We start from the raw sequence: 24,599 nt of genomic DNA, 5'->3' as shown, positions 1-24,599 counted from the left end.
GGGGCGTGAATAGTAATGCTTCCTATTAATAGGAAGCAAACGCCGTCCGACCGCCTGACATAAAAATAATGTGGGAGCGGGCTTGCTCGCGAAGGCGGCAGCACATTCAAGAATGATGTCGCCTGACACGCCGCTTTCGCGAGCAAGCCCGCTCCCACAGGGTTTAGCGCTAAACCACGATTGAACTAGAACCGGCACACCGCCGCCGCGCCCGTGTCGGTTGGCATCACATGCTCGGGTGGAATCACCACCACTTCGCCCCCCTGCCGGGTCACGGCCAGGATCAGTTCATCCAGTACATCCGGGGCCAGTTCATCGCCGCTCTCGTCAATCAGCAACCGTCCCTTGTCCAGGTCGAGCTGGCCAGGAACCTGGCGCTCGGCCTCCACCAGCAGCAGCGCGACGCGGCCTTCCCAGGCGGCCTTGGCGACGTCGGCCAGGTTATCCAGTGCCCGTCCCTGCCCCACCGCGATGCCGTAGCGATTCAAGCTGTCGACAACGTGATCGGCATAGCTGTGGGCCATGAGCTTCGAGCAGTGGACACGCAACGCCTCGACGCCAAGCCTGGACGGGTCTATCTCGATCCCCTGGGCCAGCAGTTGCGAGTTGTGGCTGACGGCACGGAACACGGCCTGGTTCTCCGGCAGGGCCACCAGGATCATCGGCAGCCCTGAAGGTTGCGAATGGTATTGCAGGATCGCTTTATCCACGACGCGGAAAAACCGCTCGCGGTCGAGGTTGATTTCGTCCTGCTTACCGCCGCCGGCGGCCTCATGCATCATCGCATCGCCACGCTCGCCACTGCGGCTGAAACCGTTAGGAAAACCCTGTTGGTTGCCCGGGGTCAGCTCGTCGCCCAGGGCCTCGTTCTGGTTGCGCGGCACCTGTTCGGCCAGCTCGATTTTCTCTAGCTGCTCCGAGGAGCCTTCATACAGCCAGACTTCGTTGCGGGTCAGGCACAGCGCTTGATAACGGTCGGTGGATTGGACCAGCCGCAACAACGGCTTGAGATAAGGGTGACTGTTGGCGACGGCGCGTTGCGGCAAGCGTTGATTCACCGCAATGACTTTGAAGTAGTCGCGGGCGCCAAACACCGCAATGCCGTCCCGATTAGAGTTCCAGAAGTCCTGGTCGTCCACCAACGCGTGAAAAGACTGGAGCAACGGCGCACCGTCAAGGTCCGGGTGCTGTTGTTCCAGTTGCGCCTGCAGGTCGCGAACCAGGTTCTTGTAGCGGATCGGGTCCTGGCTGCGTTCAGGGAATGTACGGTGCGTGGGCATGTACAACGAAAGACTCGGCTGTTCGTCGAACGCCAGGAGTTCGGCCAATACCTGCCGGCTGAAAGGTTGATGAGCGGTCATGATCGCCTCCTTATTCTTTGCCACGCGCCTCTTGGTTTTCGAGGAAATCTTCCTCCAGCATCGCGTCCACCACCTCGGGTGGTGCTTCATCAGTGGGCGCAGTCACGCGTCCCATCGGTTCGATGGCGGGGTTGAGTTTGCCGATCTGATGATCGAGCGCGTGCAGCATTTTATCGGCGGCGCCCTCCACGGCCAGTTCGAGGCTTGCGGCCTTGTGGGAGACAGACATCGGCGAGAGCCCTTGCAGGCGTGCCTCGATCTGGCAGCGCTTGTCGGCAGCGCCGCCCTTTTGGGCATTCTCATCGCTGACATGAACTTCAACCCGGGCCAGTTGCCCCTCGAAACGCTGCAGCGTGTCCACCACCGTACCGCCCACCCACTCCTGCAGGCGGGCGCTGCCTTCGATATCGTTGCTATTGACTTGAACTTGCATGATCGACTCCTTTGCAAAAGACGGCTTACGCCGCCTGTTGTAGGTAGAAGAAGATCAAACGGGCGAAGTTCCCAGCGCGGGATGACTGGAGCCTGGGCGCCTAGGAAAGAGCCTATCGATGATCAATCTGTGGGAGCGAGCCTGCTCGCGATGGCGGTGTGTCAGTCAATGGTGCATGAACTGTCAGACCGCTATCGCGAGCAGGCTCGCTCCCACAGGGCTCACCCTTTCTGGATCGAGGCGTCTCAGGCCTCAGGCATCTTGCGAAAGCCCACCGCCAAGCGGTTCCAACCATTGATGGCGTTGATCGCCACGGTCAGGTCGACCATTTCCTTGGGGCTGAAATGTTCGCTCAGCAAGGCATAGTCGGCGTCCGGCGCGTGGGTGTCGCTCAGGCGCGTCAGGGCTTCGGTCCAGGCCAGCGCGGCGCGCTCGCGGCCGGTGAAGAATGGCGCTTCACGCCAGGCGGTCACGGCGTACAGGCGACGTTCGGTCTCGCCGTCCTTGCGGGCATCGGCGGTGTGCATGTCGATGCAGAAGGCGCAGCCGTTGATCTGTGAGGAACGCAGCTTGACCAGCTCCAGCAGGGACTTCTCCAGGCCCAGGTTCGAGGCGGCATTTTCCAGGGCCAGCATGGCTTTGAAAGCGTCGGGGGAAGCGGTGTAGAAATCGATGCGCGGTTGCATGGTGAACTCCAGGACAGCAATTGGGTGTAGCGCTACGTTAGCGGTGCAGGGGCGCGGTACAAATAGCCAATTGTTGGGAAGTTCGGGTGGCCAATGAAGGCCGAGGCTCAACCTGGAAATGGACGCAAGCCATTGTGGCGAGGGAGCTTGCTCCCGCTCGGCTGCGCAGCAGTCGTAAACCGGCCGGTGCGGTGTGCCTGGTGCTGCGCATTCGGCAGGTTTTGGGGCCGCTTCGCGACCCAGCGGGAGCAAGCTCCCTCGCCACAGGGGGCCGTGAGCGTTCGAGAGTGCTTCAGGCCCGGCTACGCAACCATTGCAAAAAGCGCTTCTTGGCGATCGGCTTGGGGGCTTCGCGGGTCAGGTTCTGGGCCAGGTGCATGCGCACGTCCAGCAGGTTTTTCATCGCGTCGTTGATGTCGCGGCGGGCTTCGAGGCACGGCTTGAGGTAGCTGTTCTCGATGCGGTAAAGAGTGCAGAAGGTCTTGGCGTTAAAATTAGCCAGCGCCGCCTGCTCGGCGACGATCCCGGCTTCGCCGATCACCTCCCCTGGCCCCATGCGCCCGCCCTCGAGTGGCTGGCCGTTGCGCATGAGGGTCACGCTGACCACCCCGGATTCAATGATGAACAGATGATCGCTGACCTCTCCCGCCGCCAGGATCACATCGCCGGCGCGGAAGCTTTGTAATGTCATGTTCTGGCTGAAAACATCTTTTTCGTCCGGGCGTAGCGTCGAAAAAATGCTCGAGCTTTCCAGCAGCGCCCGAGGGCGCGACACGCCGATGGAGGCCGTGCTTTCGCTGGTGGACAACAGACTCACGCCCGACGCTTGCAAATGCCGGAACGCCAGGTCGAACAGTTGATTGCGCACCTCCCGCTTCTGCCCCATCGACGCCACGAATCCGCTGATCTCGTATTCCGCCCCGCCGCTACCGGTGCTTTTGAGCGTGACACAGGGCGCCGGAGTGGCAAGCAGCGCACGACAACCGATCATTGCCCGCTCCAACGCGTCGATCACCTTTTGCGGACGCGCATGGGGACTGACCTGGAGACTGATGGCCAAGCCATGCATATCGGCGGGTCGGCTGAAGTTGACGATCTTGGCTTTCGCCGCCAGCGAGTTGGGGATCACCGCCATGCTGCCCTGGGAAGTCTGCAATCGCGTGGCACGCCAGTCGATGTCGGTGACCCGGCCTTCGGTGCCATCGATGGAAATCCAATCATCGACTTGGTAGGGCTTGGTGGTATTGAGCACGATGCCGGAAAACACATCGCTGAGCGTACTCTGCAAGGCCAGGCCAACGATGATCGCCATTGCGCCGGACGTCGCCAGCACGCCCTTGACCGGCAGATCCAGCACATAGGCAAGTGCCGCGATGACGGCGATGAGGAAAATCACCGCGCCGAGCAAATCCTGCAACAAGCGCCCGGTGTGGCCGACCCGTTGCATCAACGCCGCCACGATCAGCACGGTCAGGGTTCGCGCGGCGAACAGCCACCAGGTGATCTGCAAACCGGTCGCCGCCAGGTGCCGAGGCACATCGTCGACCCACTGCGCCGGCACCATGGGGTTGAGGCCTTCGTTGAACAGCAGCACGCTGAACAGCGAAAAAATCACCAGCCTTGCGCCGACTTTCCAATAGATCCGATCCGCACTGACCAAGTGCCACATCAACAAGTCGAACACCAGCAGTGCCAGGGCACAGAGCAACGGGTGCTCGGAGATCAGAAACAGCATCGGAACAGCTCCAGGAGGGCGATTGGCGAAGATTGGCACAGATTGAAGACGCTGTAGAGATCCCCCACAAGACTCCTGTGGGAGCGGGCTTGCTCGCGAAGGCGGTGTGTCAGTGAAGTAAATGTCTGCTGACACACCGCCTTCGCGAGCAAGCCCGCTCCCACATTGGCCCTGCGTGGCTAGCGTCAGTCTTGCATCCGGCCAAAGCGTCCAGAATGGAAATCCTCGAAGGCCTGGTGGATTTCCTGTTCACTGTTCATCACGAACGGACCATGGCCGACGATGGGCTCGTCGATCGGCTCGCCACTGAGCAGCAGCACCACCGCGTCATTATTGGCTTGCAGGCTTAATTGGTCGCCGGCCCGGTCGAACAGGGCCATCTGTCCGGCCTCGATCCGTTCGCGGCCATTGGCCTGGACCGAGCCCCGCAGCACCACCAGGGCGGTGTTGTGCCCTTCGTGCAGGTCAAGGGTGAGGTTCTTATCGGCATTCAAGCGAATGTCCCAGACGTCGATGGCCGTGAAGGTCCGCGCCGGGCCTTGATGCCCTTCGAAGCGCCCGGCGATCAGGCGCAGGCTGCCGGCGTTGTCCTTCAGGGCAATGTTCGGAATGTCGCCCTTGAGGATCGTTTGGTAGCCGGCCGGGGCCATTTTGTCCTTGGCGGGCAGGTTGACCCACAGCTGGACCATTTCCATGAAGCCGCCCTGCCGGGCGAAGGCTTCGGAGTGGAACTCTTCGTGGATGATGCCGGAAGCGGCAGTCATCCATTGCACGTCGCCGGGACCGATCTTGCCGCCGCTGCCGGTGGAATCACGGTGCTCCAGTTCGCCCTGGTAGACAATGGTCACGGTTTCGAACCCACGATGCGGGTGCTGGCCGACGCCACGCCGCTCGGTGGTGGGCGTGAATTCGGTGGGGGCGGCGTGGTCCAGCAGCAGGAACGGGCTGATGTGCTTGCCCAGGTTGTCGTAGGAAAACAGCGTGCGCACCTGGAAGCCATCGCCGACCCAATGGGGCCGCGGGCTGGTGTAGAGGCCGATGATGTTTTTCATGCCGTGTCTCCAAATCAGGTGTTGCAACTCGATGGAGATAGCTTAAAACCGACACCCTTGAAGCACTAGACGGCAAAAACCGGCTTTAGCGTTCTATCCAGAGAACGATTAAGCATCTGGAAAAACTACAATGTCCCCACATTTCCCCTTGTGGGAGCGGGCTTGCTCGCGAATGCGGAGTGTCAGTGAAGTAAATGCTTGCTGACACACCGCATTCGCGAGCAAGCCCGCTCCCACAGGTTTCGGTGTCACTCATTCAAAGGTGATTGCGCTTGGCAAACTCCGATAGCCCCACCAGGGATTGCAAGCCGAGTTTTTCCAACAGGCGCGTCTTGTAGGTGCTGACGGTTTTCGGGCTCAAGAACAGGCTTTCGGCGATGTCCTTGCCACGCATGCCCATGGCCAGCATGCGCAAGATGGACAGTTCGCGGGTGGAAAGGCTTTCCAGGGCCTGCTGTTCGCTGCGTTGTTGGAAATCCAGCCGGACGGATGTCTGGGGAAAATAGGCATAACCGGACTTCAACGCCTGGATGGCCTTGGTCAGCTCCTTCAAGTCGCTTTTCTTGGTCACAAACCCCCGGGCCCCGGCCGAGATGCAGCGGTTGCAGAAGTGCTGAGCGTCCTGGGAGGTGAACACCAACACGCTACATTCAGGAAACTGGGCCATGATCCAGACCAGCAGGTCGAGGCCATCGAAACCGTTCATCACCAGGTCCAGGATCACCAGGTCCGGCGCGCCCTCCTTGATGATGGCCCTGGCATCGGCCGCCCCGCTGGCGTCCCGGATGTGGGTGAATGCCTCATTCTGGCAAATGAGCCGCAGCGCCCCTCGTATGACAGGGTGGTCATCCACGATCAACACGTCTTTCAAGGCAACTCCCCAAAACAATACAAACGGCACCGGCGCCATGACCGCACCGGACTCTTGCACAAGTGCCTGGCCTTGCCACCTGTCAGACCTGACAGTGCGGACCGACGGTCGGGTTCAGTGTCCATGACCCTGCCTGAGGGCGCGCGCCCACGCCTGCAACGGCTCATGGACCTGAGGATCAACCTGCTCCATCAAACGCCGCAGCGAAGCCAGGTCCGGCAGTGGCGCCGGGCTCAGATGCAGGTTCGATCGACGCGCGACAGGCACCGGCGACTGACTGGCCGATTGCGCGTTGTAAAGCATCCCGTGGCGAACCTGTGGGTTATAGACAACAAAATCGTGCAAATCCAGCGCCTCGCCTGCCAACTGCGCGTTGACGACAATCAGGTCGAACGGCTCGCTGCCGTACTCCACCAGCGTCAGCAACTCTTGCAAATGGCTCACGGGGACAATCCGGAAGTAGCCTTGTTGATTGAACAGACGTTCCAGCACGATTCGATGGGTGTGTTGGGTATCGGCAATCAGGATACGAAGTGCTTTGTTCGGCATGGCAAGCTTTCCAATAGCAACGCGCCAGGTAGGCACCGGCTCAAGAACATTAAGGGCGCTCAGGCTAGAGGAAGCGTTTGAAGGGCGATGTAGGACTATTCCTAAAATGAAGCCAGACGAAGCCCTTGTGGCGAAGACATTTATCTTTTTGCTCGGATTCTGTAGGAGCTGGCGAAGCCTGCGATCTTTTGATCTTTCACTTGGGACTCAAGTGTCAGGGGAAAGATCGCAGCCTCGTTGCACTCGTCAGCTCCTACGGCTCCTACAGTTCCTACAGCTCCTACTCAGTTCTTACCCCTTCCATGTAGGTTTTCAGTTGTTCGGCCAGGTGGTCGATGGCTTGGCGTAGGTTTTCCACGGCTTCGGTGAGCAGCGACACGTTGCCTTCTCGGCAAGCCTCTTCCAGCGCCTCGCAGGCAGCAATCAGGCGTTGCGCCTGGATGATCCGCGCCCCGCCCTTGATCCGGTGCGCCAGGTCCGCCAGGCCCGGCAAGTCTTGTCGGGTGGCCAAGTGCAGCAGTCGCACGAGATCTTCGGCATTGCTGCTGACCAGTTCTTCCAACAACGCCTTCATGGCGCTCGTGTCGCTGCCGGTCAGTTGTTCCAGGCCGGCCAAGTCGATGCCATCGCGGGGCCGGGGCGCCAGCGCGTCCGGCGTGACCGAGGCCAGGCACGCATTGAGCTCCCTGAGGCCGATGGGCTTGAACAGGCAATCGTCCATCCCGGCTTCGGCGCAGCGCTGCTTTTCCTCAGGCTGGGCGTTGGCCGTGAACCCCAGGATCACCACGGGCGACAGGTTGCGGTCGCGCTCTTCGTCGCGAATGGCCCGGGCCAGTTCGTAGCCGCTCATCAAGGGCATGTTGCAGTCGGTGATGACCACATCGAAATGTTCGCTGCGCCAAGCCTGCAGGCCGTCGATACCGTTCTGTGCCTCCTGGACACGATGACCCAGGTAGCCCAGTTGCTGAGACAGCAGCAAGCGGTTGGCCGGGTAGTCGTCGACCACCAGGATACTCAGCGCCCGGACCGCCGGCAGCGCCTCGTCCTGGCTGGGCGGCAGCGTCGACAGCGCGTCGAGCATGGGCAAGTCCAGCAAGACTTCGACCTGTGTGCCCTCCCCTGGCACGCTGTGTAATGCCAAGGTGCCGCCCATCATTTCGCATAACGTGCGGCTGATGACCAACCCCAACCCGGAACCGCTGCGGGCCGACTGGGGGTGATGGCCGGCCTGGGTAAAGGGGCTGAACAGGCGGCGCTGGTCCTCGGGGGAAATACCGCAACCGGTGTCCTCGACCCGCAGGCAAATGCCCAAGTGCTTGTGCTCGGGGTTCAACTCGCCGCGCACACTCAGGCGCACTTCGCCTTGGTCGGTGAACTTGATGGCGTTGCCCAGCAGGTTCGAGACGACCTGCTTGAAACGCAACGGATCGACCAACACGTCGCAATCGACCGTAGCATCCAGTACCCAGTGCAAACGCAAGTGTTTCTGCCAGGCCAGGCCCTCGAAGATCCGCGCCACCGACTCGATCAACCCGCGTAGATTGGCCCGTTGCGGCGCCAGCGACAGCTTGCCCGACTCGATTCGGGCGATGTCGAGGATGTCGCCGATCAAGTCCAGCATGCCATGGGCGGCGCCCGACGCGACTTCGATGGCGAAGCGGTCCACGACGCCCTGGTCGGCTTTTTTCAAGGCCAGCTCCAGCAGGCCGATCACCGCATTCATCGGCGTGCGGATCTCATGGCTCATGGTCGCCACGAAGGTGGTCTTGGCCCGATTGGCTTCGTCGGCGCTTTCCTTGGCCACGCGCAACTGTTCCAGCAGCCGCCGCAGATAAACGCCCCAGCCAAAGGCCACCAGCAACAGCAACGCAGCAACGGTAAACCCTCGCAGAATCGTGGTGCGGTTGCGCAGCCAATAACTGTTGTCGATCACCACTTCACTGCGCCAGCGGTTGGTCAGCTCGTCCATTTCCTCGGGCGAAATGCTCAACAGAGCCTTGTCCAGGATCGAATGAAGCGCCAAGGCGTCCCGGTTCGTCGCCAGGGCAACGTAGGCGGGCAAGGTGCCCACGGTGCTGGTGACTTGCAGGGTGTCGCGGTACTGGCGGGAGATCATGTAGCGGGCACTTATCAGCGGATTGATCGCCGCGTCCGCCGTGCCGGCGGCGACCATGGCCATGGCGTCGGCCGCGTTCTGCGCCGCCACCAACTGCACCCGGGGGAACTGCTCCAGCAGGAATTCGCGCAGCACGTTGCCACGCACCAGCGCCAGGCGCTTGCCGGCCATCTGGTCCAGGGTCAGCGCCTTGGCCTTGAGCGGCACCACCAGCACGAACGGGTTCGCCAGGTAGGGTCGGGTAAAACGCAACTCATCTTCGAGTTCGGCGCTGGGGATGGCGGTGGCCAAGACGTCGGCCTTGCCGCTCTTGATCTGGCCGATCAAATCGTCAACCGAATCGCCCCGCTGCACATCGAATTTCAAACCGGTGCGCAAGCTGATCCGGGCCAGCACATCGGCGCCGATGCCGCGCAAATGGTCTTGTTCATCGAAGAACGTCAGCGGCAGGAAGTTTTCGTTGACCGCCACCTTGATCCGCGGATGGGCGTCCAGCCAACGCTGTTCGCTGACGCTGAAATGCAGCGCCTGCTGACCCGGCATGCTGGCGCCACCGGCACTCCAGCGCCGCAGGATGATCATGCGTTCGCTGGCAGGAATGGCTTGCAGCGCGGCGTTGACGATGCGCAGCATCCGCGCATTGTCGCGGCTGACCGCAAAGGCGAACGGCTGCACCTCCAGGCGCGAGAAATCGGCCAGTTGGACGTTGTTCAGGTAATTCTTGCTGATGAGGTAGTTGGAACTGATCGAGTCTCCCAGGTAGACGTCGGCCTGACCGAACGCCACGGCTCCGATGGCGCCCAAGGTCGAGGGGAACAATTGAAAGGCAGCGTCGGGATAAAACGCCTCGACCGTCTCCGGCGGCAAGTAGTGATAGAGCATCGCCACGCGCTTGCCGGCCAGGTCCGTGGGCAAATCCTGGCTGTCGTCGATGCGGGCCACGAGGGTGGGCAGGTCATCGGCATAGGCCTGGGACATCGCCAGGTCCGGATCGGCGGCTTCGAAGCCATTGGCGGTGCCGAGCAGGTCGATCTCACCGTCGCGCAGGGCCTGGAGCGATTCGGCACGGGACGGGTAGCGCTGGACCTGCACCTTGATGTGCAGGAGTTGCCCCAGCAATTGTGCGTAGTCCGCGGTCAGGCCTTCGTAGTCGCGGCCATTGCCGGTGATGCTGAAAGGCGCATAGTCCGGCGCCGAGGCGCCCAGCAGCAACGTGCCCTTCTGGCGCAGCCAGCCCCAGTCGGCGGCGGCGAGGGACACCGAATAATCATCCACATGGGAGCGCCCGAGCACCTGCAACGACTCAGGCGCCGCGCCCACCTGTGGCGCCATACTCAATGAGCCCAGCAGCGCCACCAGGCCCGTGCGTAGAAGGAGCTTCATCTGTTCGAGGTGTTTCGCATGGCGTAGTCGGCCCGGAAACCACCGACTTCAGTCAGGGTGACCGGTTGGGGGTTCAGACTGCCAATACGAGGGAACAGCGAACCGTCGATGCGCCTGTCGAACAGACGCATGACATGAGTGTAGGAAGTTTCTGAAAAATTTCCTGCGAGTGACCCAGGTCGCCCCCTTCAGGGCCAAACCTATGACCTGTGGGAGCGGGCTTGCTCGCGAAGGCAGTGAGTCAGTGACATTGATGCCAACTGTCACACCGCCTTCGCGAGCAAGCCCGCTCCCACAGGGGGTTTTGCATTGATTGACACTTGGCGCAGGTCTGGCCTACACAGCGGCGAGCAACCGATCGCGCACCGGACGCGCCTGCCCACGATTGTTCCCATGTTCATACAGCGAGCCGGCAATTTCATCGGCACGCACCGGCAGGATCGATAACAGGGTGTCGCTCAGGCCATGGCTGGCCTGGCAGAAGCCCTGCATGTAGATCGCCGCCTTGCAGCGCTCGTCGGTGATTAGCTTGTAGTTGCGATCCACCTCGAAATTCCCCAGGTACTGCGCCAGCGGCTCCAGCAGGGTGCGGTGCATCTGCCGCTCGTAACCGGTGGCCAAGACCACGGCGTCATAACGGCGCACCGTCAGCTCGCCCGTGGCGTTGTTGCGCACCGCCAGTTCCACGCCCGCGTCGGTGGCCGTGGCTTTCTCAATCGTGGTGAGGGTGCGGAACGCATGACGGGCGATGCCGGAGACTTTCTGGCGGTAAAAAATCCCGTAGATGCGTTCGATCAAATCGATGTCCACCACCGAATAGTTGGTGTTGTGGTACTCGTTGACCAACCGCTCGCGCTCGCTGTGGGGTTGCTGGAACACCAGGTCGGTGAATTCCGGAGAGAACACTTCGTTGACGAACGGGCTGTCATCCGCCGGTTTGAGGGCCGAGCCGCGCAGGATCATGTCGACCTGTACCGAAGGGAAGCTGTCGTTGAGGTCGATAAAGGCCTCCGCCGCGCTCTGCCCGCCGCCGATGATGGCGATGTTCATCGGCTGGCCCTTCACGCACGGCTGGTTCGCCATGCGCTCCAGGTACTGGGAATGGTGGAACACCCGCGCATCATCCCTGAACGCCTTGAACGCCTCGGGGATGCGCGCGGTACCGCCGGCACTGACCACCAGAGAGCGGGTGGTGCGGATCAACTCTTCACCCTGGGCATCGCGGGAAATCACTCGCAGCGCTTCGACCTGCTGGTTATGCAGCACCGGTTCGATGCGCAGCACTTCCTCGCCATAACGGCTCTGCTCGGTGAAGTGTCCGGCCACCCAGCGCAGGTAGTCATTGAACTCCATGCGGCACGGGTAGAAGGTGCCCAGGTTGATGAAATCCACCAGGCGGCCGTGGTGCTTGAGGTAATTGACGAACGAATACGGGCTGGTGGGGTTGCGCAGGGTCACCAGGTCCTTGAGGAAGGAAATCTGCAATTCGCTCTGGGTCACCAGGGTGTTGCCGTGCCAGCGGTAGTCGGCCTGCTTGTCGAGGAACAACACGTCCAGTTCACCCTGGGCCGGCCCCCGCTCCTGCAGCGCGATGGCCAGCGCCAGGTTCGAAGGGCCGAAGCCAATGCCGATCAAGTCGTGAACGATGGGCGATGCAATTGCCTGTGTCATGTCCAGTGTCCTCTGGAAAAGCCCCTCAACAGGGCACGAAAAGCCTGGGGAACCTGACCGGCGTTCGAGGCGCCGGCAAGTCGTCTGTTGAGAGGAACGAGGACAATGAAAAAAAATTTACCGCAGGGTGACCGGTGACGATCGAATCAGGGCGCGTCCCACTGTCGCACGCGAACGCGGCAGTGCTTCATGGCGTTGACGATGTGTTTTTCCACCAGCGCCCGGGAAATGCCCAGGCGCTCGGCGATCTGCGGGTGGGACAGGCCTTCGAGCTTGCGCAGCAGGAAACTCTCGCGGCACAGCGGCGGCAGCTCGGCCAGGGCACGCTGCAGCATGTCCAGGCGCTGGCCATGGTCGAAGCTGATATGGGGCGATGGGGTGAAGAAGCGTTCTTCGCTGTCCAGCACATCCAGGGATTCGACCTGACGCAGGGTATTGCGCCGATGCCCGTCGATCACCAGGTTCAGCGCCGTGCGGTAGAGAAACGCCCGCGGCTGTTCGATGGGCGTGTCGCTGGCACGCTCCAGCACCCGCACATAAGCGTCATGCACCACATCCTCGGCCGCCTGGCGGTTGCCTAGCCTGGCGTTCAGGAAACACACCAGCTCGCGATAGTAGTTTTCCAACATGACTCCCGTGCGCAATGACTGCGACAGCTATCCTTGTGCCACCCGGCATGCCTGAAAAGGGCATGGCACGATAGTGGCAGATTCAATCGCGTAATTTATAGTAATTCTCATATAGATTTAAAGCGTTGGTTTGTATCAAGGCTGATTCGTTCATCTCCAATGGCGCCGAGCACCGCTTTTGTGGCGAGGGGATTTATCCCCGCTGGCTGCGAAGCAGCCCCAAAACCAGCTCACTCAAACATCTGACACACCGAGGTGCTCGCCATTGGGGCTGCTGCGCAGCCCAGCGGGGATAAATCCCCTCGCCACAGATAAATCCCCTCACCACAACTTCACCTGACTTGGTTATTGGTTTGCCCTTCCGCCAACTGCTACCAAGTATTTCACCCCGCTAAATTCCCGCCCGGAACGCTCGTCTACCAGAACAGCTTCCCCGTCCCGGCCCTCCGTGCGACGGGCCCGATATCACCGGCCGGAACCCTGCATGAAACGTCCCCGCCCTACCCGACGCGCCTGGCTTCTCACCTTCGCCCTGCTTCCGGCCGTGGCCTTCGCCGCGTGGCAAGCGGTCGCGCCAAGTCGTGAGCCCCTGGTCACTGCCCCCGTCACCCGGGGCGATATCGAAAACAGCGTCACCGCCCTGGGCACCCTGCAACCGCGGCGTTATGTCGACGTCGGCGCCCAGGCGTCCGGGCAGATCCAGAAGATTCATGTGGAGGCCGGCGATGAGGTCCGTGAAGGCCAGTTGCTGGTGGAAATCGACCCGTCCACGCAAAAAGCCAAGCTCGACGCCGGGCGCTTTTCCATCGAGAACCTCAAGGCCCAGCTTCAGGAGCAACGCGCCCAGCACGACCTGGCGCAGCAGAAGTTCCGTCGCCAGCAGCAACTCAAGGCCGGTGGCGCCACCCGCGAGGAAGACGTGCAGACCGCCCAGGCCGAAGTGCGCGCGACCCAGGCTCGCATCGACATGTTCCAGGCCCAGATCCGCCAGGCCCAGGCCAGCCTGCGCAGCGACGAGGCCGAGTTGGGCTACACACGTATCTATGCGCCGATGAGCGGCACCGTGGTCGCCGTCGGCGCCCGGGAAGGCCAGACCCTCAACGCCCAGCAGCAGACGCCGTTGATCCTGCGCATCGCCCGGCTGTCGCCGATGACGGTCTGGGCCGAAGTGTCGGAAGCCGATATCGGCCACGTCAAGCCGGGCATGACCGCTTACTTCACCACCCTGGCCGGCGGCAACCGGCGCTGGAGCAGCACCGTTCGCCAGATCCTCCCGGTGCCGCCGCGCCCGCTGGAAGCCAGCCAGGGCGGCAGCCCCACCGGTGGCCGCAGCGGCAGCGAACGGGTGGTGCTCTACACCGTGTTGCTGGACGTGGACAACGCCGACCGCGCCTTGATGACCGACATGACCGCCCAGGTGTTTTTCGTTGCCGCCCAAGCCAAGGACGTGCTGACCGTGCCCATCGCCGCCCTGCAAGACGCCAATCAGGTGCAGGTGCTGGCCGACAATGGCGATGTCCAGCCGCGCACCGTTCGCACGGGCGTCAGCGATCGCCTTCGCACGCAGATTCTCGACGGCCTGAGCGAAGGCGACCGGGTGCTGATCGGCTCGGCCAGCGGCAGCGGAGGCTGAATGAATACGCCCCTGATCGAACTGCGGGACATTCGCAAGGCCTATGGCGGCGGCGACAGCCCTCGGGTGGAGGTGCTGCGCGGCATCGACTTGGCCATTCACGCCGGAGAGTTCCTGGCGATTGTCGGGGCGTCCGGCTCCGGCAAATCCACCTTGATGAACATCCTTGGCTGCCTCGACCGCCCCACCCGCGGCGAGTACCGTTTCGCGGGCGAAGACGTCGCCAACCTGGGCAGCGATGAATTGGCCTGGCTGCGGCGCGAAGCGTTCGGTTTCGTGTTCCAGGGCTATCACCTGATTCCCTCCGGCACCGCCCAGGAAAACGTCGAGATGCCGGCGATCTATGCCGGCACTTCCGCCGCCGAGCGCCACGCCCGGGCCAGCGCCCTGCTTGACCGCCTTGGCCTGGCCAGCCGCACCGGCAACCGTCCCCATCAACTCTCCGGCGGCCAGCAGCAACGGGTGTCGATTGCCCGGGCCTTGATGAACGGCGGCCACATCATCCTCGCCGACGAGCCCACCGGCGCCCTCGACAGCCAGAGCGGCATCGAGGTCATGGCCTTGCTCGACGAACTGGCGAGCCAGGGCCACGTGGTGATCCTGATCACCCACGACCGCGAAGTGGCGGCCCGGGCCAAGCGCATCATCGAGATCCGCGATGGATTGATCATCAGTGACAGCGCCACCGCTTTGCCGCACAACGTGCAAGCCAATCCAAAGGCGTTGCAGGCCGTGGACCTGCGCCAGCGCCTGAGTGCCGGCAGCGAACACAACGGCGCCTGGAAAGGTGAGCTGGTGGACGCGGTGCAAGCGGCGTGGCGGGTGATGTGGATCAACCGCTTTCGCACCGCCCTGACCCTGCTCGGCATCGTCATCGGCGTGGCCTCGGTGGTGGTGATGCTGGCCGTGGGCGAAGGCAGCAAGCGCCAGGTCATGGCCCAGATGGGCGCGTTCGGCTCGAACATCATCTACCTCAACGGCAGCGCGCCCTCGCCGCGCGCTACCAAGGGCATTATCAGCGAGTACGACCTGGCCGCCCTCGCCGCCCTGCCCGAGGTGCAGCGGATCATGCCGGTCAACGGTGCCGAGGCCAGCGTGCGTTTCGGCAACCTCGACCACACCAGCTACGTCGGCGGCAACGACACCAATTTCCCGATCATCTTCAATTGGCCAGTGGCCGAGGGCAGCTACTTTACCGATGCCGACGAACGCGGCGCCGCGGCGGTGGCGGTGATCGGCCACAAGGTCCGGGAGAAACTGCTCAAGGACGTCGCCGACCCCATCGGCCGTTACATCCTGATCGAGAACATGCCATTCCAGGTAGTCGGCGTACTGGCGGAAAAAGGCGCCAGCTCCGGGGATTCGGACGCCGACAATCGCGTCGCCATCCCATACTCCGCCGCCAGTGTGCGGCTGTTCGGCACCCGCCATCCCGAATACGTGGTGATCGCCGCCCGGGACGCCGGCAAGGTCCAGGAGGCCGAGCAGGCGGTCTCCCGGACGCTGTTGCGCCTGCACGACGGCAAGCAGGATTTCGAGCTGACCAACAACGCCGCGATGATCCAGGCCGAAGCCCGCACCCAAGGCACGCTGTCGCTGATGCTCGGCGCTATCGCGGCTATTTCGCTGTTGGTGGGCGGCATCGGCGTGATGAACATCATGCTCATGACCGTGCGCGAACGCACTCGCGAGATCGGTATCCGCATGGCCACCGGCGCCCGCCAACGGGACATCCTGCGCCAATTCCTCACCGAAGCGGTGATGCTCTCGGTGGTCGGCGGGCTCGCCGGTATCGGCCTGGCCCTGCTGGTGGGTGGCGCCCTGTTGCTGGGCAAGATCGCCGTGGCCTTCGAATGGCTGGCGGTGTTCGGCGCCTTTGGCTGCGCCCTGGTCACCGGCGTTGTCTTCGGCTTCATGCCTGCCCGCAAGGCCGCCCGCCTCGACCCGGTGGCGGCCCTCACCAGTGAATGAACCCCACTTTATGAAAGCGCACCTGACCCTCCTGGCCGCCAGCCTGTTGCTGGCGGCCTGCGCCACTCCATTGTCGACGCCCGACAGCGGCATTCAACCGCCACAGGCTTGGCAGAGCCTCGATACACCCAGCGCCCAAGCGGTAAACCTGCAATGGTGGACGCACTTCGGCAGCCCGCAATTGAATCGCTTGATCGAGCAGGCGCGCCTGGACAGCCACGACCTGGCCGCCGCCATGGCCCGGGTGCGCCAGGCCGAGGCCAGCGCCGTGATCGCCGGCGCGCCATTGCTGCCAGCGGTCACGACGGGGCTCAACGGCAATCGCCAGGAGTTGATGCGCGGCAAGGGCTATAGCCAACTGGATGTGGATCGAGACAACCGGACCATCGATTACTACGACGCCAACCTCAGCGCCACCTATGAGCTGGACTTCTGGGGTGGCAAACGGGCGGCCCGGGACAGTGCATTAAAGACGTTGTCGGCCAGCCAGTTCGACCGCGCGACCGTTGAGTTGACCCTGCTCAGCGGCGTCGCCAACAGCTACACCCAGGCGTTGTCCCTGCGCGAGCAACAGCGCATCGCCGAACAAAACCTGGACAACGCCCAGCGTGTACTCGATCTGGTGCAGACCCGCTACGACGCCGGCAGCGCCACAGCCCTGGAACTGTCCCAGCAAAAGAGCCTGGTGGCGGCCCAGCAACGCCGCGTGCCGCAAGTGCAACAACAAGCCCGCGAAGCGTTGATCACCCTGGCGACGCTGCTGGGGCAACCGGTGCAGTCGGTCAGGCTCGACGATGAAAGTTTCGACCGCCTGCACTGGCCCGCCATCGACGCTGGCGTGCCCAGCCAATTGCTGAGCCGCCGTCCGGACATCGCCGCCGCCGAAGCCCGCCTCGCCGCCGCCCAGGCCGACATCACCGTGGCCCGAGCCGCCATGCTGCCCACCATGACCCTGGGCCTGAGCCTCGCCACCGGCGCCGACATTGCCGATCAGTTGCTGCGCAACAACGTCTACAACCTCACCGCTGGCCTGGCCGCGCCGATCTTCAACAACGGCCGCCTGAAGGCCGAACGGGACAAAGCCAGCGCCCGCCAAGAGGAACTGCTGGAGCTCTACCGCGCCGCCATCATCAACGGCTTCGCCGACGTCGAAAAAGCCCTGAACGGCATCCACGGCCTCGACCGCCAACGGCAATGGCAAAGCGAGGAACTGCACCAGGCCCAGACCGCCTTCGACATCGCCCAACGCCGCTACCAGGCCGGCGCCGAAGATTTGCTCACGGTACTGGAAACCCAACGCACGCTGTACGCCGCCCAGGACATGAACGTGCAATTGCGATTGGCGCGGGTGCAGGCGAGCGTGGCGTTGTACAGGGCGTTGGGTGGGGGTTGGCGGGTGATGTAGGCCTCAAACCCACCTTCGAAGCCAAGTAATACAGGGTGGCCAGGGTTATTTCTGTGGCGAGGGAGCTTGCTCCCGCTGGGCTGCGCAGCAGCCCCAATGGCCAGCACCTCGGTGGGTCAGGTGTTTTGAGGGGACTGGTTTGGGGGCTGCTTCGCAGCCCAGCGGGAGCAAGCTCCCTCGCCACAGATAACTCTCCACTTCTCATAAACGGTGTTCGGCCTGGGTTATGTTTATCGGGCCATGTAGGACTCCCGAGCGAGGCTACGTTGCCTTGCGTCATTGCCTACAACTACGCCAGAATCCGCCGGCTTGTGCGCCTAACCTCCCATCGATAACTTGTTCCCCGTCACTGCCCATCAGTGATCGGGTCTGCAAGCCCGACGAAATACCAGGCGCATAGCCACAAGCCAATCGACACATCCGTGTCGCTCAATGGCGGCTGTGTGCGGGAGACCTTCGGGTCTGCCGGGTTCCTGGTTTCCCGGTCTTGCAGACCCGCGCATAGCTGCCACCCATCATCTGCAAGTGATGTCTGGCAACGCCTTGTAAATAACCAGGAGCTGCACCATGTTCAAGATCACCCCCAACCCTCCCGCAGACGATTCCAAGAAACTCGACGAAGCCGCCGACCGCGCCCTCGCCTACTACCTCGATCCCAAACCTGAAACACCCAAGCCACCACCGGGCCAGTTGTTCACCGTTGCAGAAAGTGCGGACCTGGAATGCCTGCTGGCCAACCTCAGCGAAACCCTCGCCTCGGTCAATGCCATGGCCAACGAGCTGGCCTTTGATCTGGAAGGCGCACGGCGAAGTTTTGCCCTCGGCATCCAGCAGATGGTCGAGCTGAGTGAGCTGCTGGCGAACCGTGCCCTGGACATCGCCGCGCCGCGCTGACACCCCCCTTTAGAGCCGAGCAACATCCGTGGCGAGGGAGCTTGCTCCCGCTGGGCTGCGCAGCAGCCCCAATGGCTAGCACCTCGGTGGGTCAGGTGTTTTTGAGGGGGCTGGTTTTGGGGCTGCTTCGCAGCCCAGCGGGAGCAAGCTCCCTCGCCACAAAAGCGATCATTCGCACAACCCAGGTTCGATCAGTCCAAGTTGGGGTTAAACCGGTTTGGATTTGAGATTACGCGCATACCAAGGCCGCTGCGGCACGCGGCGGAACAGTTCGGCGACCTTTTTGTCATCGCTGCCGAAGGTGATGCGCAGCGCCAGCTTCATGGTTTCCGGGTCCATCTCCACCGAACGTCCAACCTGCAGCCCCGGCGTGGTGCTGCAACCGTGGGTGTCCGGGCCCAGCCAGGGGTCGCCGATTTCGACCCAGCGGCCCGGGGCGAACCAGGGCACGCCGTTGACGTCGAGTCGGCTCACTTCCCCCGGATGAAAACGTTCGTGGGCACGGAACCAGTCTTCGAGGCGGTCGTCGATCCAGCCATGGAAGGCCCAGAACACTGGGCTTACGTGGGAGGAAAACGGATCACCGAGAAAGTCGTTTTCCGGGGCGTACCAGCGCGCGGCGAAGTCGTCCGGGTCGCGGGCGAACGGCACCGGGTGGCCGTTGGAAGGGTCACGCGGCACCGAGGCCCAGCGCATGTGCAGCCAGTCGTGCAGGCCCAATTCCACTTCCGAGCCAAACTGGCCCAGGGTCAGTTTCGACAGGTAGCGCGGGTCGCGGTAGCGCGATTCCCAGACCTGGAAATTGCTGTGGTAGGTCTCGGCGGTCTTGATGTCGCTGACCCACTGGGCGTACTGCTCGTCGCCATCGGCCAACCAGGTCGGCGGCAAGGCCGTACCATCGTAGTTATCGAGGTAGCGGGCAAACCCAAGGCGATCGCGTTCCAGCTCCGGTTGCGGCAAGGGAAAGCGCGGCCACGACGGCAGCGGCTGGAACGAACGGGCCGTGCCGAGCATGTGCCGGTGCATGAAAAAGAAATCCACGCCGGAGCCGTTGCGATCCTTGCGCGGGCCACGGGCATCACGCTCCTGGTCCCGCGGGCCGGGCTGCCAGCCGATGCCGCGCAGGGCATTGCGCTTGTCCTCGTCCAGGGTGTGCCATTTGTCCCGCGAGGCGTGCCAGAGCTGATGGAACAGCCGATGCTCGGGCGACACCAGCCAGGCCAGCAGCGCCGGGCTCAGCGGCGTGCGTTCCCGGGCCTCGGGGAAGCGTTGCTTGATGGCGATGAAATGATTGTCCTGTTCAGGCAGCGCCAGGGGACGGTCCAGGCGCAACACGCGACCGCTGAGGGTAGCGCTGCCGGCATTGCCGAAACCGGCCCAGACTTCGTCCAGGGTCATGATGAATTCATAGTCCGGCGCGTCGTGCTGAGCCCCTGTCAGCCGCCAGCTCAGTTGCTTCGGGTCGGTGCCGGCCAAATCGCCCAACACCCGGTAACGCGGTTCATCGGCGGCGCGCAAACGTTCGGCGCTGTCGAGGTAACCCACCAGGCCACGGCCCCTCTGGCCGATGTCGAGGAAGACCTGCAGATCGTCCTGGGGCAAGCCTTCGAGGCCGGCGTCGCGGCCGGTGAAACGGATCGTCCAGATGCCCCGCAACGTATCGGCCCGGCGCTGGCCCGCCACGTCGGCCACGTCGAACGAGGCCTCGCCGGGGGTGATGGTCGGGTCCGGCCGGGTCAGTTCGCGATGCCCGTAATACACCGCAGGCACGGCGGCACCGGTCAGCGCCAGGCCTGCCATGAACCATCGTCGAGAAATCGTCATTGCCTTACCTGTGTTCGCCCTGGGGTGGGCTTTATCCAAGCTAGAACGTTGGGTGGGCTGACAAATTTATAGGCAGCTGTGAGGGCCTCATCGCGAGCAGGCTCGCTCCCACAATGGATCTGAGTACATTCGCAAGAGATGGGTGGGTTTCAAGGCCGCTATCGCGAGCAAGCTTTGCTCCCACAGGTGAGCGCATTGCAATTCCACTGTGGGAGCAAAGCTTGCTCGCGATGGCGGCCCCGAGAACACCTAAATTTCCCGCCCGACCACTCGTTCTCCCCAGATAGCAAAGGCCCCGCGCCTGTCCTTCCAAGGCGAACCTGACTGAGATCGGCAATGACAACACCTCGTTCGAAAAAGGCTCTTTTCATCGGCCTGCCCCTGGCCCTGGCGTTGGCCGTCGGTGCTGGCGTCGCGGCTTGGGACCACTGGTGGCGGGATAACCCCGGCTACCCGGTCAAAGTCATGAACGAAGCCAGGGAGCTGCACGAACGCCTGCTGTCCTTCGACAGCCACATCACCGTGCCGCTGGATTTCGGCACCGCCGGCAACGAAGCGGACAAGGACGGCAGCGGCCAGTTCGACCTGGTGAAAGCCAACCGCGGGCAACTGTCCGGTGCGGCGTTGACGGTGTTCGGCTGGCCCGAAATGTGGAACGGGCCCAACGCGCCACACAAGCCCACCGCCGGCTTCGTCGAGGAAGCGCGCAACCAGCAGGAAGTGCGCTACAAGATCATCACCGGCCTGGTCCGCGACTTTCCCAACCAGGTCGCCATTGCCTACACCCCGGATGATTTCCGCCGCCTGCACGGCGAAGGCAAGTTCGCGATCTTCATCAGCATGCTCAACGCCTATCCCCTCGGCCACGACCTGAACCTGCTGGACCTGTGGACCGCACGGGGCATGCGCATGTTCGGTTTCAGCTACATCGGCAACAACGACTGGGCCGACTCCTCCCGTCCACTGCCGTTCTTCAACGACTCGCCCGACGCCCTCGGCGGCCTGTCGGACATCGGCAAGCAAGCGGTGACGCGCTTGAACGACCTGGGCGTGATCATCGACGTGTCACAGATGTCGACCCAGGCCCTGGAGCAAGTCGCGCAACTGAGCCGCACGCCGCTGGTGGCCTCCCATTCGGCGCCACGGGCGATGGTCGACATCCCGCGCAACCTCAGCGACAAGGAAATGCAACTGATCAAGGCCAGCGGCGGCGTGGTGCAGGTCGTCGGTTTTTCCCAGTATCTGCGGCCGCTGACGCAAAAGACCCAGGACAAACTCAACGCCCTGCGCGAACGCTTCGACCTGCCGCCACTGCCCAACCTGGCGATGGCGCTGATGCCCGGCGACCCGATCATCGCTGCGTGGCCGGAACAAAAGTTCGGCGAATATGCCGGCCAGCTCTACGGCATCCTCGAAGAGGAACCCAAGGCCAGCCTCAAGGACCTGGGGGACGCCATCGACTACACCGTACGCAAGATCGGCATCGACCACGTCGGCATCAGCTCGGACTTCAACGAAGGCGGCGGTGTGGAAGGCTGGGAGAACGTCGGCGACATTCGCAACGTCACCGCCGAACTGCTGACCCGCGGTTACTCGGAAGCCGACATCGCCAAACTGTGGGGTGGCAATTTCCTGCGGGTCTGGGATCAGGTCCAGAAAGCCGCCCGCCCCGCCATCGCCTCGACCCAGAAGGCGGCCCAGCCATGAATGAGCGTCGCACCTTCCTGAAGCAGGCCGGGATCCTCGCCGCCGGCCTGCCCCTCGCCGCCAGCCTGCCCGCCACGGCCAGCGCCGCTCCCCTGCCACCGCTGCCCAAGGACAAATGGGCGCAACTGCGCTCGCTGTTCAACCAGGACCCGGACTACCTGCACTTCTCCAACTTCCTGGTCACCACCCACCCGCGCCCGGTGCGCGAGGCCATCGAAAAACACCGCGCAGCCCTGGATAACAACCCCGGGCTGTTGATGGATTGGGACCTGGGCGTCACCGAAGAACGCGAGGAAAACGTCCGCACCTGGGCCGGCCGCTACCTGCAGGCGAATCCTGCGCAGATCGCCCTCACCGGCAGCACCACCGAAGGCCTGTCGATGATCTACGGCGGTGTCCAGGTGGCGGCCGACCAGGAAATCCTCACCACCGTCCACGAACACTACGCGACCCACACCATTCTCGACCTGCGCACCCAACGGACTGGCACACGGGTGCGCAAGATCAAGCTGTTCGACAACGCCCACGACGCCAGCCACGAACAGATCCTCACGGCCATCGACCGCAACATCCGTCCCGAAACCCGCGTGCTGGGCATGACCTGGGTGCACTCGGGCAGCGGCGTGAAGCTGCCGATCGACAAGATCGGCGCCCTGGTGGACAAGCACAACCAAGGCCGCAGCGATGAGCAGCGGATCATTTATGTAGTGGACGGCGTGCACGGTTTCGGCGTCGAAGACCTCAGTTTCCCTGCCATGAATTGCGATTTTTTCATCGCCGGCACCCACAAGTGGATGTTCGGCCCGCGCGGTACGGGCCTGGTGTGCAGCCGCAGCGAAGAGCTCAAGTACGTCACGCCGATCATTCCAACGTTCTCTGAAGCCACGGCGTTTTCCACCACCATGACCCCGGGCGGCTACCACGCCTTCGAGCATCGCTGGGCGGCCGACGAGGCGTTCAAGTTGCACCTGCAATTGGGCAAGGCCGAGGTGCAGGCGCGCATCCATGCCCTCAATAGCTATTTGAAAAAACAGCTGCTGGCACAGCCGCAGATCGAACTGGTCACCCCGATTAGCCCGGCGCTGTCCGCCGGCTTCACCTTCTTCCGGGTCAAGGGCCGCGACAGCGACGAGGTCGCCGCTTACCTGATGCAAAACCACGTGATCGCCGACGCCGTGCATCGCGACGCGGGGCCGGTGGTCCGCACCGCACCGGGGCTGCTCAACACCGAAGCCGAGATCGATCGCTTCATGGGGTTGCTGGGCAAGACACTCTGAACCTGACTTATCGAGAGAGATGGATGAACAGTTTTTCGTTGACGTTATTCCCGGTACTGGCCCTCGCCGCCCTGCTGCCCTCCGGCGCCCAGGCGTCTCAAGCGGGCCAGGTCTTTCGTGATTGCAAGGACTGTCCGGAAATGGTCGTGCTGCCCACCGGCACCTTCCAGATGGGCACTCCGGAAGACGAAGTAGGCCGCGAGCCCGATGAAGGCCCGATGCACCCGGTGACGTTCGCCAAACCGCTGGCGATCAGTCGCTTCCAGGTGCTCAAGGGTGAATGGTTCGCCTACCTGCGCGACACCGGCTACACGATGCCCGACGGCGACGAGCGCCCCGGCCGGGCATGCAAGGCCGGCATCCCGGACTACCAGGGCAGCGACCCGCGCAAGCAGTACACCGACCGGCACCCGGCGGTGTGCATGGACTTCGCCGAGGCCAATGCCTACGTGGCCTGGTTGTCGAAAAAGACCGGCAAGCAATACCGGCTGGTCAGCGAATCCCTGCGCGAGTATGCGGCACGCGGCGGCAGCACCGGGCCGTTCCCCTTCCCGTTCGACGAGGGCAAGGACTACAGCATCGCCCAGCATGCCAACACCTACGGCGCCGCCGACGGCTACAACTTCACCGCCCCGGCCGGCAGCTTCGCACCCAACGCCTTCGGCGTGTATGACATGCACGGCAACATCTACGAATGGACCGCCGATTGCTACAACGAAAACTACGTGGGCGCCCCGAGCGACGGCAGCGCCTGGTTGACCGGCAAATGCGAATTCAAACGCATCCGCGGCAACGACTGGGGCGAGGCGCCGGTGTTCTCCCGCTCCGGCAATCGCAATGCGCTGGTGCCGGGCGACCGCGGCGACTGGATCGGTTTTCGGGTGGCGCGGGATATGTAGGCGCCCCCTGTGGGAGCAAGCTTGCTCCCACACTATGCCTGCGGCGACCACCTCACTTGTGTTCACCGCAGGCAAATTGTGGGAGCGAGCCTGCTCGCGAAGAGGCCAGTACATTCAACAACTTCATTGGCTGCAATCCCGCCTTCGCGAGCAGGCTCGCTCCCACATTGGATCTTCTGCAGCCACAATATCCGCGCGCACCCGGAGTCCTTCTGTGGGAGCAAAGCTTGCTCGCGATGAGGCCGGCACATCCAACCTTTTCATTGATTGTGACGCCGCCTTCGCGAGCAGGCTCGCTCCCACATTGGATCTTCTGCAGCCACAATATCCGCGCGCACCCGGAGTCCTTCTGTGGGAGCAAAGCTTGCTCGCGATGAGGCCGGCACATCCAACCTTTTCATTGATTGTGACGCCGCCTTCGCGAGCAGGCTCGCTCCCACATTGGATCTTCTGCAGCCACAATATCCGCGCGCACCCGGAGTCCTTCTGTGGGAGCAAAGCTT

18 protein-coding genes are annotated in these 24,599 nt (G+C 62.9%); 7 read left to right on the top strand and 11 right to left on the bottom strand.

Features of this window, described 5'->3' with window-relative positions:
• Window positions 1-185 precede the first annotated feature (185 nt).
• From HU767_RS25260 to HU767_RS25215, 10 genes are all read right to left on the bottom strand, one after another.
• On the bottom strand, window positions 186-1,361 hold the full coding sequence (locus HU767_RS25260) for a hypothetical protein (RefSeq protein WP_186730763.1): 1,176 nt from the start codon (window positions 1,359-1,361) through the stop codon (window positions 186-188).
• Between the two features lie 10 nt (window positions 1,362-1,371).
• Window positions 1,372-1,794, bottom strand: a complete 423-nt coding sequence (locus HU767_RS25255; protein ID WP_186730762.1) for an HPF/RaiA family ribosome-associated protein — start codon at window positions 1,792-1,794, stop codon at window positions 1,372-1,374.
• A gap of 245 nt (window positions 1,795-2,039) precedes the next feature.
• Complete coding sequence (locus HU767_RS25250; protein WP_053123536.1) at window positions 2,040-2,480, bottom strand: carboxymuconolactone decarboxylase family protein; 441 nt, start codon at window positions 2,478-2,480, stop codon at window positions 2,040-2,042.
• A gap of 292 nt (window positions 2,481-2,772) precedes the next feature.
• A complete protein-coding gene (locus tag HU767_RS25245) occupies window positions 2,773-4,215 on the bottom strand; it encodes a mechanosensitive ion channel family protein (RefSeq protein WP_186730761.1) in 1,443 nt (480 codons plus the stop codon).
• A gap of 185 nt (window positions 4,216-4,400) precedes the next feature.
• Window positions 4,401-5,267: a pirin family protein gene (locus HU767_RS25240; protein ID WP_186730760.1), complete on the bottom strand. Its 867-nt coding sequence runs from the start codon at window positions 5,265-5,267 to the stop codon at window positions 4,401-4,403.
• A 256-nt stretch (window positions 5,268-5,523) separates the two neighbouring features.
• A complete protein-coding gene (locus HU767_RS25235; protein WP_225917599.1) occupies window positions 5,524-6,138 on the bottom strand; it encodes a response regulator transcription factor in 615 nt (204 codons plus the stop codon).
• Between the two features lie 114 nt (window positions 6,139-6,252).
• Complete coding sequence (locus HU767_RS25230; protein WP_186730759.1) at window positions 6,253-6,687, bottom strand: response regulator; 435 nt, start codon at window positions 6,685-6,687, stop codon at window positions 6,253-6,255.
• A 280-nt stretch (window positions 6,688-6,967) separates the two neighbouring features.
• Complete coding sequence (locus HU767_RS25225) at window positions 6,968-10,186, bottom strand: transporter substrate-binding domain-containing protein (RefSeq protein ID WP_186730758.1); 3,219 nt, start codon at window positions 10,184-10,186, stop codon at window positions 6,968-6,970.
• A gap of 336 nt (window positions 10,187-10,522) precedes the next feature.
• On the bottom strand, window positions 10,523-11,857 hold the full coding sequence (locus tag HU767_RS25220) for a SidA/IucD/PvdA family monooxygenase (RefSeq protein WP_186730757.1): 1,335 nt from the start codon (window positions 11,855-11,857) through the stop codon (window positions 10,523-10,525).
• 146 nt (window positions 11,858-12,003) lie between these two features.
• Window positions 12,004-12,486, bottom strand: coding sequence for a sigma-70 family RNA polymerase sigma factor (locus tag HU767_RS25215; RefSeq protein WP_186708687.1), 483 nt, complete (start codon window positions 12,484-12,486; stop codon window positions 12,004-12,006).
• A gap of 484 nt (window positions 12,487-12,970) precedes the next feature.
• Between HU767_RS25215 and HU767_RS25210 the strand changes: the two genes are divergently transcribed.
• The 4 genes from HU767_RS25210 to HU767_RS25195 all read left to right on the top strand — a co-directional run bounded on the left by HU767_RS25210 (window position 12,971) and on the right by HU767_RS25195 (window position 18,389).
• Window positions 12,971-14,119 (top strand): efflux RND transporter periplasmic adaptor subunit, encoded by a 1,149-nt coding sequence (locus tag HU767_RS25210; RefSeq protein WP_186708685.1) that lies wholly within the window; start codon window positions 12,971-12,973, stop codon window positions 14,117-14,119.
• Window positions 14,120-16,090, top strand: a complete 1,971-nt coding sequence (locus HU767_RS25205) for a MacB family efflux pump subunit (protein WP_186730756.1) — start codon at window positions 14,120-14,122, stop codon at window positions 16,088-16,090.
• 10 nt (window positions 16,091-16,100) lie between these two features.
• Complete coding sequence (locus tag HU767_RS25200; RefSeq protein ID WP_186730755.1) at window positions 16,101-17,495, top strand: efflux transporter outer membrane subunit; 1,395 nt, start codon at window positions 16,101-16,103, stop codon at window positions 17,493-17,495.
• Between the two features lie 567 nt (window positions 17,496-18,062).
• Window positions 18,063-18,389: a DUF6124 family protein gene (locus HU767_RS25195; RefSeq protein ID WP_186708679.1), complete on the top strand. Its 327-nt coding sequence runs from the start codon at window positions 18,063-18,065 to the stop codon at window positions 18,387-18,389.
• 207 nt (window positions 18,390-18,596) lie between these two features.
• Here the strand turns inward: HU767_RS25195 and HU767_RS25190 are convergent, their stop codons facing one another.
• On the bottom strand, window positions 18,597-20,213 hold the full coding sequence (locus tag HU767_RS25190; protein WP_186730754.1) for a PvdJ/PvdD/PvdP-like protein: 1,617 nt from the start codon (window positions 20,211-20,213) through the stop codon (window positions 18,597-18,599).
• Between the two features lie 336 nt (window positions 20,214-20,549).
• Between HU767_RS25190 and pvdM the strand changes: the two genes are divergently transcribed.
• The 3 genes from pvdM to HU767_RS25175 are packed head-to-tail and all read left to right on the top strand — an operon-like array spanning window position 20,550 to window position 24,096.
• Window positions 20,550-21,920, top strand: a complete 1,371-nt coding sequence (gene pvdM, locus HU767_RS25185; protein WP_186730753.1) for a pyoverdine-tailoring dipeptidase-like protein PvdM — start codon at window positions 20,550-20,552, stop codon at window positions 21,918-21,920.
• Window positions 21,917-23,197, top strand: a complete 1,281-nt coding sequence (locus tag HU767_RS25180) for an aminotransferase class V-fold PLP-dependent enzyme (protein WP_186730752.1) — start codon at window positions 21,917-21,919, stop codon at window positions 23,195-23,197. Before pvdM ends, HU767_RS25180 begins: the two co-directional genes overlap by 4 nt.
• A gap of 23 nt (window positions 23,198-23,220) precedes the next feature.
• Window positions 23,221-24,096, top strand: a complete 876-nt coding sequence (locus HU767_RS25175) for a formylglycine-generating enzyme family protein (RefSeq protein ID WP_186730751.1) — start codon at window positions 23,221-23,223, stop codon at window positions 24,094-24,096.
• Window positions 24,097-24,599 lie beyond the last annotated feature (503 nt).

It is taken from the genome of Pseudomonas sp. SWRI179, assembly GCF_014268705.1.
GTDB classification, from domain to species: Bacteria; Pseudomonadota; Gammaproteobacteria; order Pseudomonadales; family Pseudomonadaceae; genus Aquipseudomonas; species Aquipseudomonas zanjanensis.
This window is presented reverse-complemented; position numbering and strand designations above follow the sequence as displayed.

Bases quoted from the DNA above. Each gene is read 5' to 3' on its own strand.
- HU767_RS25260 (WP_186730763.1), bottom strand. From the start codon at position 1,361: ATGACCGCTCATCAACCTTTCAGCCGGCAGGTATTGGCCGAACTCCTG.
- HU767_RS25255 (WP_186730762.1), bottom strand. From the start codon at position 1,794: ATGCAAGTTCAAGTCAATAGCAACGATATCGAAGGCAGCGCCCGCCTG.
- HU767_RS25250 (WP_053123536.1), bottom strand. From the start codon at position 2,480: ATGCAACCGCGCATCGATTTCTACACCGCTTCCCCCGACGCTTTCAAA.
- HU767_RS25245 (WP_186730761.1), bottom strand. From the start codon at position 4,215: ATGCTGTTTCTGATCTCCGAGCACCCGTTGCTCTGTGCCCTGGCACTG.
- HU767_RS25240 (WP_186730760.1), bottom strand. From the start codon at position 5,267: ATGAAAAACATCATCGGCCTCTACACCAGCCCGCGGCCCCATTGGGTC.
- HU767_RS25230 (WP_186730759.1), bottom strand. From the start codon at position 6,687: ATGCCGAACAAAGCACTTCGTATCCTGATTGCCGATACCCAACACACC.
- HU767_RS25225 (WP_186730758.1), bottom strand. From the start codon at position 10,186: ATGAAGCTCCTTCTACGCACGGGCCTGGTGGCGCTGCTGGGCTCATTG.
- HU767_RS25220 (WP_186730757.1), bottom strand. From the start codon at position 11,857: ATGACACAGGCAATTGCATCGCCCATCGTTCACGACTTGATCGGCATT.
- HU767_RS25215 (WP_186708687.1), bottom strand. From the start codon at position 12,486: ATGTTGGAAAACTACTATCGCGAGCTGGTGTGTTTCCTGAACGCCAGG.
- HU767_RS25210 (WP_186708685.1), top strand. From the start codon at position 12,971: ATGAAACGTCCCCGCCCTACCCGACGCGCCTGGCTTCTCACCTTCGCC.
- HU767_RS25205 (WP_186730756.1), top strand. From the start codon at position 14,120: ATGAATACGCCCCTGATCGAACTGCGGGACATTCGCAAGGCCTATGGC.
- HU767_RS25200 (WP_186730755.1), top strand. From the start codon at position 16,101: ATGAAAGCGCACCTGACCCTCCTGGCCGCCAGCCTGTTGCTGGCGGCC.
- HU767_RS25195 (WP_186708679.1), top strand. From the start codon at position 18,063: ATGTTCAAGATCACCCCCAACCCTCCCGCAGACGATTCCAAGAAACTC.
- HU767_RS25190 (WP_186730754.1), bottom strand. From the start codon at position 20,213: ATGACGATTTCTCGACGATGGTTCATGGCAGGCCTGGCGCTGACCGGT.
- pvdM (WP_186730753.1), top strand. From the start codon at position 20,550: ATGACAACACCTCGTTCGAAAAAGGCTCTTTTCATCGGCCTGCCCCTG.
- HU767_RS25180 (WP_186730752.1), top strand. From the start codon at position 21,917: ATGAATGAGCGTCGCACCTTCCTGAAGCAGGCCGGGATCCTCGCCGCC.
- HU767_RS25175 (WP_186730751.1), top strand. From the start codon at position 23,221: ATGAACAGTTTTTCGTTGACGTTATTCCCGGTACTGGCCCTCGCCGCC.